The organism is Sporolactobacillus sp. BBK16-2 (genome assembly GCF_059878335.1).
Genome location: NZ_CM187611.1, coordinates 1,089,430 through 1,104,154, shown reverse-complemented (window position 1 = coordinate 1,104,154; position 14,725 = coordinate 1,089,430). Strand labels below are relative to the sequence as shown.

The following is a 14,725-nucleotide window of genomic DNA, read 5'->3' as shown; positions in this document are numbered from 1 at the left end:
CAATGAAACTGCAGACCCGAATTCAGCTTCTGTCTACCGCGCTGCTTGTAGCCCTGCTTCTTCTGACCAACAGTGCCGTCTATCTGTTTTTCAAACAAATGACTCTCAATAACGAGCTTCATCGTACCTCTCAGCAGGCATCGACGATGATGGCGGCATTAAATGCAGAAAATGCGACTCAAGTCAGTCCAGAGCATATGATTCGCGGTTATTTGCCGGCCGAAGGTATGATCCGCATCATTGATCAGCGTGGAAAAACGAAGCTGGCCGCAGCAACAGACGCGCGCTTTCGCCGGTACGAAAATCATTTTTATCAAGGGGAACTGGAGCAAATGATTGATATTAACAATCAGCTTCATGCATTTGTCACAGTACCTATGATTTGGCGAGACGGAACCATTGTCAATCTTCAAATAATTCAAGCAAATGATACGGTCTATCAAACACTGAACCTGCTTAAAGTAATTCTTGTTCTCGCTTCACTTTTGATCGTGATTCCAACTTTTTTCGCAGCGAAGCTTTTGAGCCGTCTGATCTTGAACCCGATCGTTGCCATGATTCATACTATGAAAAGGATTCAGCAGAGCAATCATTTTCAAAAGATCGAACTGAAGCATGACTCGAAGGATGAACTTCACCAAATGGCACGCACGTTCAACACCATGATTGACCAGCTTCAGGAGAACTTTGATAAACAGCAGCAATTTGTCTCCGATGCGTCTCACGAACTGAAAACGCCGCTTACCGTCATTGAAAGCTATGTGCAGCTTTTAAAGCGCTGGGGCAAGGAAAAAGAAGACGTGCTTGATGAATCGATCGAAGCCATTCACTCCGAATCCTTACGTATGAAGGAACTGACGCGCCAGATGCTTCTTCTCGCACGTGGCGAGGAAAAACTTGTGATGAAACGTGAAGATCTCGTAGAATTGTGTCGAAGTACGGCACATAAGTTAGAGAAAGCATATGGACGAAAAATCACCGTTGAATCCGACTTGCCGCAAACCATCTTCAATATGGATGCATCAAAAATCAAGCAATTAGTAATTATCTTACTCGATAATGCACTTAAATACAGTCAAAAAGAGATTAAGGTCCATGTGCGACGGGACAAACAAACTGCTTGCATTGATTTTGAGGATCGAGGCATCGGTATTCCTGAAAAGGAACAGGAAAAGGTATTTCATCGCTTTTTTCGCGTCGACAAGGCACGAAGCCGAGAAACTGGCGGATCAGGGCTCGGATTAGCGATCGCCAGGCAAATCGTCGCTGCACATCACGGTGAAATTAAACTGAAAAGCATTGAACACATGGGTACCGTTGTCACGGTCGTACTCCCCATTTCATTGGAGGTGAGCCAATGAATCGTCGAAAAAAGATGCTGCTCCTTTTTTCAATGATCGCACTTATTCTGCTGACCGTTGCACTCATCCAATTCCTTCAACGCGAGCAGCTGCTCCCAAAAAATAAAATCAGAACATTGGCCGTGCATCAATTAGGTGGAAAGGTAAGCTCAGCAGTTCTTGAGGAGAAACGCTATGTCATCACACTCGATAGAAACAATGGCCGCTACCGCGTCATTATGGATGCCGAATCAGGTAAAATTGTTCAGCTATCGATCATTAAAGCACCGTCGTCATCTGACCGCTATACTATTTCTGAAGAGGATGCGAAAACGATTGCCGTAAAGCAGGTTCCCGGAAACGTTCAATCCATTGAAAAGGTTTCTGAAAATGGTAAAGCTGCGTATTCTGTAGCCATTCAGACGGCAAGCGGAACTGTGCATACCATTATTGATGCCGCTAATGGTTCAGTGCTGAACACTCAGCAGCCAAGCAAAGACGGTTTAGAAACAGTGATCAGTGAACAGGAAGCGCGTTCTATCGCTCTTAAGCAGGTTGACGGAGAAATTGTTCATTCAGAATTAGAAGAAAATGAGGATCAGTATGAATACAAAGTGACCATTAAAACAAAGCAGGACACAGCCGAAGTATACGTGAATGCGTACAGCGGAAAAGCGACGGTAAGCTGGGATTCTGAGAACGAGGACGAAGATGAAGAGGATGAGGATGAGCCTGATGAAGATGAATAAAAGTATCTTAGCCTTTCTTTCCACGTTCTCATCAAATTTTAATCTGACACTTTTTTTAGCTTAATCTCCCCTGGATAAGATAAATAGGTAAACAAAAGATCATCTATTTTAGGAGGAGATTTTCATATGAAACGAATTCTTTCCATTGCAGCCATTGTCGGTGCCATTGTTTTAATAGGAACCGCCTATGGAATGATTGCCGGATCACCCAATCAGGCTTCGGCAGACGAAGCTACGGTTACAGTCGAACAGCCTGAGGCAGCAGAAGAGAACCAGCCGAACGAGCAAACTCAATCAAGCAGCGCATCCAGTCAAACTTCCGGAGGGTTGACACCGACAAATATCTCAGCTTCAGAAGCCATCAATATTGCCGAAAAAGCTTACTCCGGCACTGCCACTGAAATGGACCGCGATGTGGATGACGGACAAATCCACTATGACATTGAAATCGTAATCAACCAGGACCAGTCAAGGGATGTCATTGTCGATGCCAATACCGGAAAAATAACCGTTGATCAAGATGATGATGATTACGATGACGATCATGATGATTTTGACGACGAAGATGATGAGGACTAATTCACTCGATAGGTGACCGAATCGAATAAGTATGTCCTATGAACCAGCTAAATTAGGCTGGCTTTTTTTTGAAATTAATGGATGAACACTTCCATGGTAAGGAAGGGGTCATTTCATACGATTTTCAGATTAAAACTCTTCAACAGACTTATAAAAAGTCTTGAATTTTATCTCATTTTGTCGTAAACTACAAATCAATCAAATAATTTAACGATAATTTCTTATCTAGAGAAGTTGAGGGACTGGCCCGATGACACTTCAGCAACCGTCGTTTCACGACAAGGTGCTAATCCCAGCTGGCAAGATGTGCCGGAGGGATAAGAAGAGACTTGAACGCGCAGCCTTCTTCTCCCTGAAGAAGGCTTTTTTGCATAAAAAAAGCTGAGTCAAAGCAATCTCTCCGGACGATACCACCGATCAGGCAGTTGCAACAGAATGATTAAACCAGGAAACTATTTTGAGGAGGAAACAGAAGTGACCGTAACCACTGCAAAACAAGCACCATTCAGATTTGATCAGGTAGGAAGTTTTTTACGACCGGCCGAATTGAAAATCGCCCGGGAAAAATTTGACTCAGGAGAAATTGACAAGGCAGCATTAACTCAAGTAGAGAACGAAGAAATAAAGAAAATCGTTGAGAAGCAAATCCAATTGGGATTGAAGGCTGTCACAGATGGTGAATTCCGCCGCAGCTGGTGGCATCTCGATTTTCTTGCCGCATTAAATGGTGTTGAAAGCTATGCCCAAAATGCAAGTTATAAATTCAAAGGGGCAAAAACACGCGATACAAACGTGCGCTTCGTTGACAAGGTTTCCTATAATCCGGAACATCCTTTTTTTGAAGCATTTAAATTTATGCAGAGCATCGTACCGGAAGGCATTCTAGTCAAGCAAACGATCCCCAGCCCGACTCTCTATTTCCGTGACCATCGCAGTGACGAAGCCGTTCATTTTTACGACTCACATGAAGAATTCTTGACAGATTTGGGTCTTGCTTATCATCAAACGATTCAGCGATTCTATGATCTTGGCTGTCGTTATCTTCAACTTGACGATACAACCTGGGCATTTCTAATCGATCAGATTATTAATGCCAAGAATGCTGAGGAGAAGGCAAAATATGAACAAATTGCCGAAGACAGTGTAACCGTAATTAACAAGGCTTTAGCGGGACTTCCTGAAGATCTGACCGTGACGACCCATATTTGCCGCGGAAATTTCCAGTCTACATTCCTGTTCTCCGGCGGTTATGGACCGGTTGCAAAATACCTTGCTCAACTTAATCTCGACGGTTATTTTCTCGAATACGACAACGAGCGTTCCGGCGACTTTGCTCCGCTCGGAGAGATTTTCAAAGAAGGCTCCAGTAAAAAAGTCGTCCTTGGTCTTGTAACCTCTAAATTTCCCGAACTGGAATCTGTTGACGGCCTTCAGAAACGAATTGAAGAAGCAACAGCGTATGTTCCATTAAAAAATCTCTGTTTGTCCACACAATGCGGCTTCGCATCGACCGAAGAAGGAAATAAGCTCACGGAAGCACAGCAATGGGCAAAAATAGATCTCGTCGTCACTACCGCAAAAAAGATCTGGAACAACGTCGATTAACACCATTATCAAAACCGACTTATTTACAAACATGTCTTTATTAAATCACAAACCGTTCAGTCCTATTCCGACTGAGCGGTTTGTTTATCTCAGAATTCTTTAACACGTTTTCCTGTGTTTTTTTCAGTTTATCGTTATCTTGAATTATAGACTCAGGTAACTTCTTTTACGGCAAAAGGTTCAACAAAGTCTAGACGCAGAAAAATTACGTATCCAAATGCATCCGCTGCCGAAACTCCTTCACTTTGCTTCTGCTGACTGGAATTTCAGCCTTAAGATCGTTCAAACGGACCATATAGGTCTGGTTGAACCATGGAACAATTTCACGGATTTTAGAAAGATTGACTGAAAAAGAACGATGACAGCGAAAGAACAACTTCTGAGGCAGCATGGCCTGAAATTCGGACAGGCTCATTGGCATCGTATACTGCTGATCATTAGTGTACACCATCGTCACCTTTTCGCTTGCTTCAGCATAATAGATGTCATCAACATCTTTGACAATGATTTTTTCATCATGACGCAGATTGATCCGCCGCGGACGGACCGTTTCGTCTTGAGCTACTGCTTGCTCGCGCTGATCAGCCGCTTCGCCTGTCACTCCATGATCACGCTGAAAGGCAGCCTCTAGCTTGGCAAGCATCGGCGCAATCCGTTTTTCATCATAGGGTTTTAAAATATAATCGAAAGCCTCCAGTTCAAACGCCTTTGCCGCGTGCTCTTTATAGGCCGTGGTGAAGATAATATACGGCTTCCGTTTGAACTTGCTGATATTGCTCGCCAAAAGCATACCGTCAAGAGACGGAATATTGATATCTAAAAAGATCGCATCGGTCTCGTTTTCTTGCAAAAATTTCAACACGTCAAGACCGTCTTCAAAGCAGTTTGTAATTTCTATAGAGCTGTACGTTTTGATTAAAAATTCAAGTTCATCACGTGCTAATTGTTCATCTTCAACGATAATTGCTTTCATTAGCCCACCTTCTTAATGTCGAAGTAAACGTCAGTGCCTGGTGACAAATGATGAATAATCAGACCGTTCCCATAAATTAATTTTACGCGCTGATGAACATTTAGCAAACCGATTTTCTTTGCCGGCATTTGGTCTTGATACAAGCGATCAATCGTTGCCTGATCAATGCCCGGCCCGTTATCCCTCACATGGATACGAACACAATGGCTCAATGCCTCGACGCTTATCGTGACCTTGCCTTGACCCCCTGCTTTCAGTGCCCCATGCTTAATCGCATTTTCCACGAGCGGTTGTATCAGAAGGCTGGGAATTTTTAAATCGACCGGATCAAGATCATAGGCTACTTCCAATCGATGGCCGAATCTTGCACGCTCAATTTCGACATAGTCCTTCACCTGCTGAATTGCCTCATCCATCTCAATCAATTCGTCCGTGCGTTCAATATTCGAACGCATATATCCGGATAGATGAATAATCAGTTCACGCGCCTTTCCTGGATCTCTGCGTGTCAGAGACGCAATGGTATTGAGTGCATTGAAGAGAAAATGCGGATTAATCTTTGATTGAAGCGCACGTAGCTCCGCCTTGCTCGCTGCCTCTTTTATTTGTTCCATTCGGGAGATCTCCAATAAAGTAGAGATCATCTGCGAGAGGCCGATCGCCAGCGTCTGCTGAGAGTAAGTCATTTTTGTCGCCTTGCGATAGTACGTCTTGAGCGTTCCTGTAACTTCATCCTTTTCCTTTAACGGAATAATCAGTACCGATTGAATTTGCGGCAGATGATGCTCTGACGAATGATTGGAGAAGGTAATATGCCCCTGACTGATCACCTTTTTCGTCAAATCGCTGACGATGTTTTTACCAACCGTGTACCGTTCCTCTCCGAAACCAACGTAGGCCAGTACCGATTCCGTATCCGTCATGGCCACAGCATCTGCATGAATTTCTTCTCTGATGATGCTGCAGATTTTTGCCAGGGAATCCTTATTAACGGAACGAAAATAAGGAAGTGTCTTATTAGCAATGTCCAAGGAAAGCTTCGCCTGCATCGCAGCAATTTTTTCCTTTTCTCCTTCGACACTCATGACCAGCAGGACGATAAAACCGATATTGACCTCCCCCAAAATCATGGGCAGAGCAATTTGCGAAACAATACTCCAGCCGAGTTGAAACGAACCGGCCATCAAAAGGATCAGCACCATCGTTAACAGCTCGCAGAACATCCCGCCGGCGATACCATATATCCAACGCTGCGATTTTTTTACCTTTTTATGGATCCATACCGAAACCACTCCGGCAAACGAACTGGTAATAAAACACGGAAGTGCTGAAACGCCTCCGATATCAATCAAATAGCGGTGTGTACCGGAAACGATACCGGTAATCAAACCGACAATCGGACCAAATAAAATTCCGCTCGACACAATTGTTGCAATACGGACATTCACCAGTGATCCTTCCACATGAATTCCTGAATAGGTACTTAAAATGGCAAACAAACAAAAAATGGATGTCAGAATCGCAAGCTCGGATGCCGAGTGCTTTTCACGCTGCAATATCTCTTTAAAACGCGGAATTCTCGTAATTAAAAAAAGAAACACAATCAGCAATGCTGCCCGCTCAAATAATTGAAACAGCATGGTCACAAACGATGTCATAATGAATTTCACCTGCTCTCAGTTCGTCCTGGTAACGATTTCATTACCATTTTAACAGACTTTTCTGGACCTGTATCGCTGCTTCTTATAAACAACAAAAAGTTCTGCCTCAAACATCGACCGTTGATGCCTGAAGCAGAAGCCTTTGCGAAAATCTCACGAGCCATCTATTTATTTGACCCATTTTTCATCCTCAAAAATCTATTATCTTCTCTCTTCCTGTATTTTACGTGCGGCGAACAAAGGAGCACGTTTCGTACCTGGGACATGGAGCAGCAGCGCAACAACAGAGGCAGCAGCGCAAAGCAGCGCAATGAAGTTGAACGTTGGCGCAAATCCCCCCAGAAATCCTGAGATGAAGGATACGCTTAAACCACCAATCCCGAACCCTTGATAAATGATTCCATAGTTCCGACTTTGATTTTTCAATCCGAAGAATTCAGAAACAATGGTTGGGAAGATGGTGATATTCCCGCCGAAGCAGAATGCGACACTAGAGACACAGATAAAGAACAAGGCAAAATTCAGTTTCAATTCACTGAGGACAAGTGCAGCTGCCGCAGTAATGAAGAGCGATACAGCAATCACCTTCAGCCGCTCAAAATGATCGGATGCGGTGCCCAGTACAATGCGTCCGGTTGTGTTGAAAATCGCGACAAGCGCAACCGCATTTGCGGCTGTTGCCATATTCAGCCCGGCAAGACTGACACCGATATTTGCCACGCTGCCAATCAGATACAAGCCGCTCATGCATGCCGTGAACAGGACAAAGAACAAGAGATACGCTTCCTTCGTGTGAAGCATTTCCTTTAAGGTATAATCATTTTGAACCTTGACACTGCTTCTTTGCGGCTTTACTGCGACCTTCGCCTCTTTGACTAAGAACGCACCCGCAATGAGCAAGAGCATAATGATAATGCCCCAATAGAGGAACGCTTGCACAACGCCGACAGAGTTGATAAAGAATCCGAGCACGTATTTAAACAACAGACTCCCGGTTCCGTATGCGCCGACTGCGATTCCCGAAATCAAACCCTTCTTCTCAGGGAAATACTGAATTGCATTTGAGAGTGTTGTCATGTACCCGATACCGTTCGATGCACCGACAAGAATCCCGGCAAAGCTATACAGCATCCACAGCGATGAGGAAATCGATGTAATCATAAGTCCAGCACCCATACCTACTCCACTGAGAATGAGCAGACCGCGAATCCCCAATTTCTTCTGAATGCTGCTGGCCGATAAAGTCGAGAAAGACAAAGCAAAACTCATAATCGAGAACGTCGTTGCGACTGCACCGACACTCCAGCCGTACGTATCGGCAAGCGGCTGATTAAACAAACTCCATGTATAGATGGTACCTAAACCAATCATTGCAATAACCGTTCCAATCAGCACGGACAGACGGGATTGTTTTGAGCTCTTCATTTCATTTGTCATGTTAATGACCTCTTTTCGCTCCAATTAGTTATATAAACTGTAAAATCAGCTTTTCTGAAGGATTATTTCCTTTCCACACACTAATTGTAGCAACAAAAAGGATTGTGAAAGCGTTAACAGAATGAGATGACGAAAACAAGGAATGAATAGCATTGATTGCGGATTCAAGTTCGGATGATGCTGATATCAGCAATTCAGGAGCATAAAAAAATGGCGTGTCCATTTACGGGCCACCATCATGTATTGAAACAAATAGAAGAATTGCTTTTATAAATGAAACTTTCTTAACCCGTATGAATGGGAAGATGATTCTCCTTGCTTTTAACGGAGGAATTCGGGAGAAGGTCCCACTGGTATGCCTGAGCGGATCGTTCTGTGTCTGCGGCTATGTTAAAAATTTCGGCAAAATGTTTGACCGCACGGATGCCTTGATCATGTCCTGCCAATTCTTTAATGTTATGAATTGGATCATGCAGAAGCTGATTAATCATGCTCTGTGTCTGCTGGCTGATGATCTTACGTTCTTGTTCCGTCATCCCAGGTAGTTTATTTTCAATACGCTTCATTGCCTCAGCATGCAAAGAGAGTGCTTTCTTACGCAAACCGGAGATGACCGGCACAACGCCAAGCGTCTGCAGCCATTCTGTATAGTTCACCAGTTGATGATCGACAAATCGCTCAATCTGCCTTGCAGCACTTCTTCGTGCTTCTAGGCTGTCGTCGACGATTCGATCCAAATCATCAATATCGAACAGACGCACTCCATTCAGCTGCGCAATCTGCGGATCAATATTTCGCGGAACCCCAACATCCACCAGAATTAAAGGACGCCCTCCCCGTCTTGCAAGAAGCGGAAGAATAGTCTCCTTTGTAATCAGAAATTCGGGAGTTGATGTGGATGCAAAAACAACATCATTTTGCTCCATCCGAACAATTAATTCACTCAGATTCGCGGCCTGACCATGAAACTCTGCTGCTAATTGAACTGCTCGTTCTCTCGTTCGATTCATCACCGTCAAATGCCTGATGCCGACACTGGTCAGATGCTTTAACGCCAGCTTGCTCATCTCGCCCGCGCCAATCATCAGCACCGATTTGTTTCCAAGGGAATCAACCGTATTCTGAAGCATTTTAACCGCCGCATAGCTTACCGAAACCGGATGATCATTGATTTGTGTCTCATCTTGGGCACGTTTTGCCACATTCAATGCCTGCTTGAATAGTTCATTGAATAAAGTGCCGGTTGTCCCGATTTGCTGAGCTGTCAAAAAACTGTTTCTTACTTGACCGATAATCTGCGTCTCGCCCAACACCATGGACTCCAATCCGCAAGTCACACGGAAAAGATGGCGAACAGCTTCCTGATCTTCCTTAATGATCAAATAGGGAGCAATACGTTCAGGCTCAATCCCAAACCATTCAATAAAAAATTTTTCGCTATAATAACGACCTGCATGCAGCTGATCGCAGACAACATAGAGTTCCGTCCGGTTGCATGTAGATAAAATCACATCTTCAACAATAGTGTTTGCTTCTCTTAATTTAAGGAGTGCCTGCTCTAAATCCGACGTTTGAAACGTCAATTTTTCTCTCATGTTCACCGGAGTGTTTCGATGGTTGACTCCAATTGTCAGAATATGCATGAACCAGCTTCCTCCGATCTTTTTGTTCAAAGATGGACTTTGGACATCATGAACTTCTTTTTTATTACAACCAATAAATCAATGCAGAACAAAGCAGTGACTTTTATCACTTTAAAGTCACTGTTCATTGTATCATTTTTCCAAACAGGAAGCATCTCTTAGTGGATAAGACAGGAATCCAAGCTAGAATAATTAAATGATACATTTATCTTGCTATGACTCATGGTCTCAGACGAAAAAAGCTGCACAACCTTTCAATCAAGGCTTGCAGCTTTTTTTACTCCATATGGAGATGGTGGGAATATAACCTAACTCAAAAAAGCGCACCATAATAGCAAACAATTGCCATATCCACTTGATATTGCCCTCTCTTTGCCCTCACTAACAATGATTGAAGAATATAACTGCAAACTTATTGTCCTAAAAAAATACGAAAACGAACACCGTTACGATCTAACTTCTGATTCCACATACTGGACTGTCGTCGATGAGATTGAGAATTTAGAAAAAGAAAATAGTTAGCTCGCTGATTGAAATGTCACACAAACTCTCTTTAGTGTTATTTAACATTTTATTGTGATTTGTTTTTGCCTATCGCATGCTTGGAAAGCCTGTAGGGCTTAAACACACCATCTTTCGCATCATTGACGACCACGTGTTAATACTTATTATCGTGTTAAAGATGGTATCATGACGCTACACGCAGAGGCTGTAGGCTGGGACGACATCAGTTGGGCACAGTCAAAAGCCAAACATAATGGAATGAGAAAAATCAATAAATTGTATGCCGCTGTGATTGATGAAACCATCCCGTTAAGAAGATTAATGTGACGGTTACGTATTATGGTAAGAAAGGAATTGAGCGAACACTGTTTATAAAAAAATAATTATACGAAACTTGAGACAATTTATATATTTTTTATTGTGTGAGATGCTCTTTTTTTGCTTATGTTTCAATTTTATGTGCGGGATCATGCGGGGCCAATGCGGGATCGTGCGGTGTTCCGCATGCATAAATGTGTTGTCATAATTTTTGGAGAAATGTTATTATTTATATATACCATTAATAATTTACTAAGGAGGCTTAATTAATTGCTACTCTGTTTAGATGGTTGACAAGCTAATTTTTTGTTCTTTTTCTTTATATCAATAGAACCTAATGTGCTTAACTCTCACTTCATAAGATATCTCCCCTTCTATGTAAACAAGCACACAGTTTATTACCTCGTATCAACAAATTCGAATATCCACAGGAGGTCTATTAATGTCAAAAAGAACTAAATTTTACTCAATTATTTGTCTTTTATCAACTCTACTTTTTTCCTTAATTCCTTTAAGTTCAACGTATGCAAGTACTAATGATAACAATCAACTTAAATTTGTAAATAACCACAAAATTAAAATTACTAATTCAGATTATTTGCGATTAATTAATCTGGGGTTTTCTGACGAAGAAATTAAAAATATTGATAGTGAAGAATATAACCTCAATAAAGACCTGAACGGTCAAAAAATTTCGAGCGATACTAAATATTATAAAACAGTAGAAGTACCTTCTACTGAAACTTTGAAAGCTACCACCAATAAACAATTAACTCCAACTCAAACTACAGAAGAAAACACCGAGACCCTCGAACTTACAAAAGATGAATATTATAGCGAAGTTGCGTCGCAAAAATCAGCACTTCCATCAACAAAAAATTTAGCGAATGGTATAACTCCAATGTCAAACCCTGACTCAGGAACTACTTCATATAAAACTATGACTACCTCTATAAGTTCTAGTTGAGGCCGTATAATTGTGTAAAAAGGGGGGTCTAAATGAGAGAAAAATGACGAGTGGGTGTTCTGTTTTCCCGGAGGGGGGCCGGCCCCCCTCCGGGAAAACAGCGAGATCCTTCTTCCTCGCTTCTCTCTCTCATTTTTTTCATAGAAAATGAGCCGGAGCCCATCATCTCAGTTAGAATAGAGTTGTCGAAAACCAAATTCTAAAGGAGAGACTCAGGGATGGCTCAAGTACAGATTACTCTAAATGAACAACTTCTGCATCAATTATTTCTTGGTGATGCGAAAAAATCAGGAATGAACGCCCTTTTGGAGGCGATCTTAAATCAAGTGTTAAAAGCTCAGGCCAGTGAACAGCTTAAAGCAGAAAAATATGAACGCAGCGATGCCCGAACCGATTACCGAAATGGTTCTTATCCGCGTCAATTGAAGACACGTGTAGGAACGCTCACACTGGATGTACCCAGACTGCGTAATGGTCATTTCTCAACGGATCTTTTCAATCGCTATCAGCGCAGTGAACAGGCACTGGTCCTCTCCTTGATGGAAATGGTCATCAACGGTGTTTCAACACGCAAGGTGAGTCAGATTACGGAAGAACTTTGCGGCACGGAGTTTTCGAAAACGACCGTTTCAGATCTTTGCGGACATCTGGATCCGATGGTCTCGGGCTGGAACAATCGTCCACTGAAGGGAAACTACCCTTTTCTCATTGTTGACGCGGTTTATACCAAAGTGCGTGAAGATGGGCGCGTTCGCTCCCGAGGTGTCCTGATCAGCTATGGAATCAATGATCTGGGCTATCGAACCATTCTTGGTTTGAAAATCGATGACAGCGAAAGCACGGACGCTTGGAAAAACTATTTTGACTGGCTGAAAGCTCGTGGCTTGAAAGGCGTTGATGTCGTGGTGAGTGATGATCATGGCGGTCTCGTCAAGGCGGTCCAAAAAGCCTTTCAGGGAGCCACTTGGCAACGGTGTCAGGCTCATTTTCTACGCAACGTGCACGATCGGCTCCCGAAGTCCCTCAAGCGCGAGGGCACCGAGCAGGTGAAAGCGATCCTTCAGGCACCCAATGTCCAAACGTCTCAGACCTTACTCCAATCGTTTCTAGAGACGTATCAAGAAAAGGTCCCTCGAGTAACCGAGCTTGTCGAAGCTGCTTTTGATGATGTGACCGCCGTGCTCACCCTACCAGAACCTTATCGTCGCCGTCTACGCACAACAAACGGTATGGAGCGCCTCAACGAAGAATTCCGTCGTCGCGAACGGGTGATTCGCATCTTTCCCAATCGTGAATCAATCCTCCGAATCATGGGTTCGCTGCTCATGGAGCAGAATGAGAAGTGGTCGAGTCGCTGCTATCTGAAAATGAATGAGTATTTTAGTTGGAAAGCCAAGCAACATCAATCGGAAAAATCGAGTAAAGTGACGACGATTTATCCCAGTTAATGATCTGTTCTAACCGAGATGAATTTACACAAGAAAAAAGACTTGACCTAAGTTCTTTGGGCGGACGAAAATATAGAATTAAAAACAGCGTTAAATGGGATGTACTTCCTGCTACTCGAAGTATTGATGGAATAGGGGCGGCAATAAATTCTAGCCACTTTAATCCAAATAATGATAGTACTAAATATGCCAAACAAAGTTGGGGTTATGTTAACTACACAACTGGTAAATCCGGAACTGATTCAGCCACATATTCCTCCAGTAGTGATAAATGGCAACTTGGTTCTAGTGGTTACGGAGTAAAAATGAATCTAAAAAATGATGAAGGTACCAAAACTGGTGGAAATTGGTTTGGGATGTTTGTTACCTCATTATCAATGTATGCATACTATTCTGTAGATGAAAATAGTTATGGTAAAGAAACAAGAATTGATGCGTACGGAAGATATAGCCACGCCAAAATAAATGTATCCACTAGTATGGGTTTCAGCATATCATTAGGAGGTATTGGATTTAGTTTCTCTGGTGCTTCTTCAACTTCCTTCGATATTCAGAAGAACACACAAGCAACAATGTATATATAATTATAAAAAGAAGGGAGATCTGTTTCTCTTTGAAGAAGTTTATTATGCCTTCACTAACAGTAATTACTTGTATTGTTGTTTTATTAATTGTCACTTGGATGTATCCTTTTTCTTTTCTTAATCTCTCTAAGGAACTGTCATACAAATCAGACCCTGTTGTTGTTAAGGAATATGCTAATGATTTAGCCCTATTTAAAAAGAAATACTCCTTTAACGAAAAGGATTCAACCGAGTTTACAACAAAACAAACAATAAGACTATTATCGCAAAAATGGCTGACAACAAATAAAGTTAATATGAGCAAAGATAAGTTAAACAAACAGGTAACCAACATTCAGAATACGAAAAAAGCTTTACAATCATTATTAAACAAAAATACCAATTACACCTCACAGACAAAAGATTTTCTAAAGTTATTAATAAGTAATCTTGGTTCAATGGAAAAACAAAGCATCAGATTAGTAAACATCAATTTTGAAACAAGACAATCAATAAAAACTCGTATCTATAATCTACGTGGTACTTATATCGGATGTCTTCAATCTCTAAGCTCTTTTTATGAATCGTATGCTTCTAGTAAGAACTAATTAGTAAATCAAGTTATATAGTTACCACCCCGGCCAAAGCTGGGGCTTTTTTATATATTCCGACAATAGCCGGGATTAAATCATTATATTATTTCTTCGATTCTGTGCATGTCTGTAAGTGTCAAATAGAGGAAGATATCAATATTGTTCAATACTGTGATTATTGCAGTGTGAAAGAGCCACTTATGCGGAGTTTAAAACCAATCATTGCGGAAGAAAGAGCCACCATTTGCGGAATGGAGAGCCATTATTGATAGAATCATGAAAGCCTCTTGTATAATTATGTTGCATGCATTCAAGCATGACACTAATATACAGGAGGTTTTTATT

13 protein-coding genes and 1 riboswitch are annotated in these 14,725 nt (G+C 42.1%); of the genes, 9 read left to right on the top strand and 4 right to left on the bottom strand.

Going from position 1 to position 14,725, the window contains the following annotated elements:
* Positions 1-2 precede the first annotated feature (2 nt).
* The 4 genes from AC6F33_RS05580 to AC6F33_RS05565 all read left to right on the top strand — a co-directional run bounded on the left by AC6F33_RS05580 (position 3) and on the right by AC6F33_RS05565 (position 4,273).
* The gene (locus tag AC6F33_RS05580) at positions 3-1,361 is read left to right on the top strand and encodes a sensor histidine kinase (RefSeq protein WP_500777960.1); all 1,359 of its coding nucleotides are present in this window, start codon (positions 3-5) and stop codon (positions 1,359-1,361) included.
* A complete protein-coding gene (locus AC6F33_RS05575; protein WP_500777959.1) occupies positions 1,358-2,089 on the top strand; it encodes a PepSY domain-containing protein in 732 nt (243 codons plus the stop codon). The genes AC6F33_RS05580 and AC6F33_RS05575 overlap by 4 nt, the downstream gene beginning before the upstream one ends.
* A gap of 126 nt (positions 2,090-2,215) precedes the next feature.
* Complete coding sequence (locus tag AC6F33_RS05570; RefSeq protein ID WP_500777958.1) at positions 2,216-2,668, top strand: PepSY domain-containing protein; 453 nt, start codon at positions 2,216-2,218, stop codon at positions 2,666-2,668.
* A gap of 218 nt (positions 2,669-2,886) precedes the next feature.
* Positions 2,887-2,992, top strand: a riboswitch (SAM riboswitch).
* 150 nt (positions 2,993-3,142) lie between these two features.
* On the top strand, positions 3,143-4,273 hold the full coding sequence (locus AC6F33_RS05565) for a vitamin B12 independent methionine synthase (RefSeq protein WP_500777957.1): 1,131 nt from the start codon (positions 3,143-3,145) through the stop codon (positions 4,271-4,273).
* A 205-nt stretch (positions 4,274-4,478) separates the two neighbouring features.
* Here AC6F33_RS05565 and AC6F33_RS05560 read toward each other — a convergent pair whose 3' ends face one another.
* From AC6F33_RS05560 to hemA, 4 genes are all read right to left on the bottom strand, one after another.
* Positions 4,479-5,246 carry a LytR/AlgR family response regulator transcription factor gene (locus AC6F33_RS05560; protein WP_500777956.1) on the bottom strand — a complete coding sequence of 256 codons (768 nt, stop codon included), beginning with the start codon at positions 5,244-5,246 and terminating at the stop codon, positions 4,479-4,481.
* Positions 5,246-6,904 carry a LytS/YhcK type 5TM receptor domain-containing protein gene (locus AC6F33_RS05555; RefSeq protein ID WP_500777955.1) on the bottom strand — a complete coding sequence of 553 codons (1,659 nt, stop codon included), beginning with the start codon at positions 6,902-6,904 and terminating at the stop codon, positions 5,246-5,248. Before AC6F33_RS05555 ends, AC6F33_RS05560 begins: the two co-directional genes overlap by 1 nt.
* 204 nt (positions 6,905-7,108) lie before the next feature.
* Positions 7,109-8,332 (bottom strand): L-lactate MFS transporter, encoded by a 1,224-nt coding sequence (locus tag AC6F33_RS05550; RefSeq protein WP_480948254.1) that lies wholly within the window; start codon positions 8,330-8,332, stop codon positions 7,109-7,111.
* 296 nt (positions 8,333-8,628) lie between these two features.
* The gene (gene hemA / locus AC6F33_RS05545) at positions 8,629-9,987 is read right to left on the bottom strand and encodes a glutamyl-tRNA reductase (RefSeq protein ID WP_500777954.1); all 1,359 of its coding nucleotides are present in this window, start codon (positions 9,985-9,987) and stop codon (positions 8,629-8,631) included.
* A gap of 690 nt (positions 9,988-10,677) precedes the next feature.
* On the opposite strand from hemA, the gene AC6F33_RS05540 reads away from it, so the two are divergent.
* From AC6F33_RS05540 to AC6F33_RS05520, 5 genes are all read left to right on the top strand, one after another.
* On the top strand, positions 10,678-10,818 hold the full coding sequence (locus tag AC6F33_RS05540; RefSeq protein WP_480947561.1) for a hypothetical protein: 141 nt from the start codon (positions 10,678-10,680) through the stop codon (positions 10,816-10,818).
* A gap of 433 nt (positions 10,819-11,251) precedes the next feature.
* Entirely contained in the window at positions 11,252-11,776 is a 525-nt protein-coding gene (locus AC6F33_RS05535) for a hypothetical protein (protein ID WP_500777953.1), read from the top strand.
* Positions 11,777-11,994: 218 nt separating this feature from the next.
* Positions 11,995-13,224, top strand: coding sequence for an IS256 family transposase (locus tag AC6F33_RS05530; RefSeq protein ID WP_155217839.1), 1,230 nt, complete (start codon positions 11,995-11,997; stop codon positions 13,222-13,224).
* Positions 13,224-13,808 carry a hypothetical protein gene (locus AC6F33_RS05525; RefSeq protein ID WP_500777952.1) on the top strand — a complete coding sequence of 195 codons (585 nt, stop codon included), beginning with the start codon at positions 13,224-13,226 and terminating at the stop codon, positions 13,806-13,808. Before AC6F33_RS05530 ends, AC6F33_RS05525 begins: the two co-directional genes overlap by 1 nt.
* A gap of 29 nt (positions 13,809-13,837) precedes the next feature.
* Positions 13,838-14,395: a hypothetical protein gene (locus tag AC6F33_RS05520; RefSeq protein WP_480947563.1), complete on the top strand. Its 558-nt coding sequence runs from the start codon at positions 13,838-13,840 to the stop codon at positions 14,393-14,395.
* The last annotated feature ends 330 nt before the right edge of the window (positions 14,396-14,725 follow it).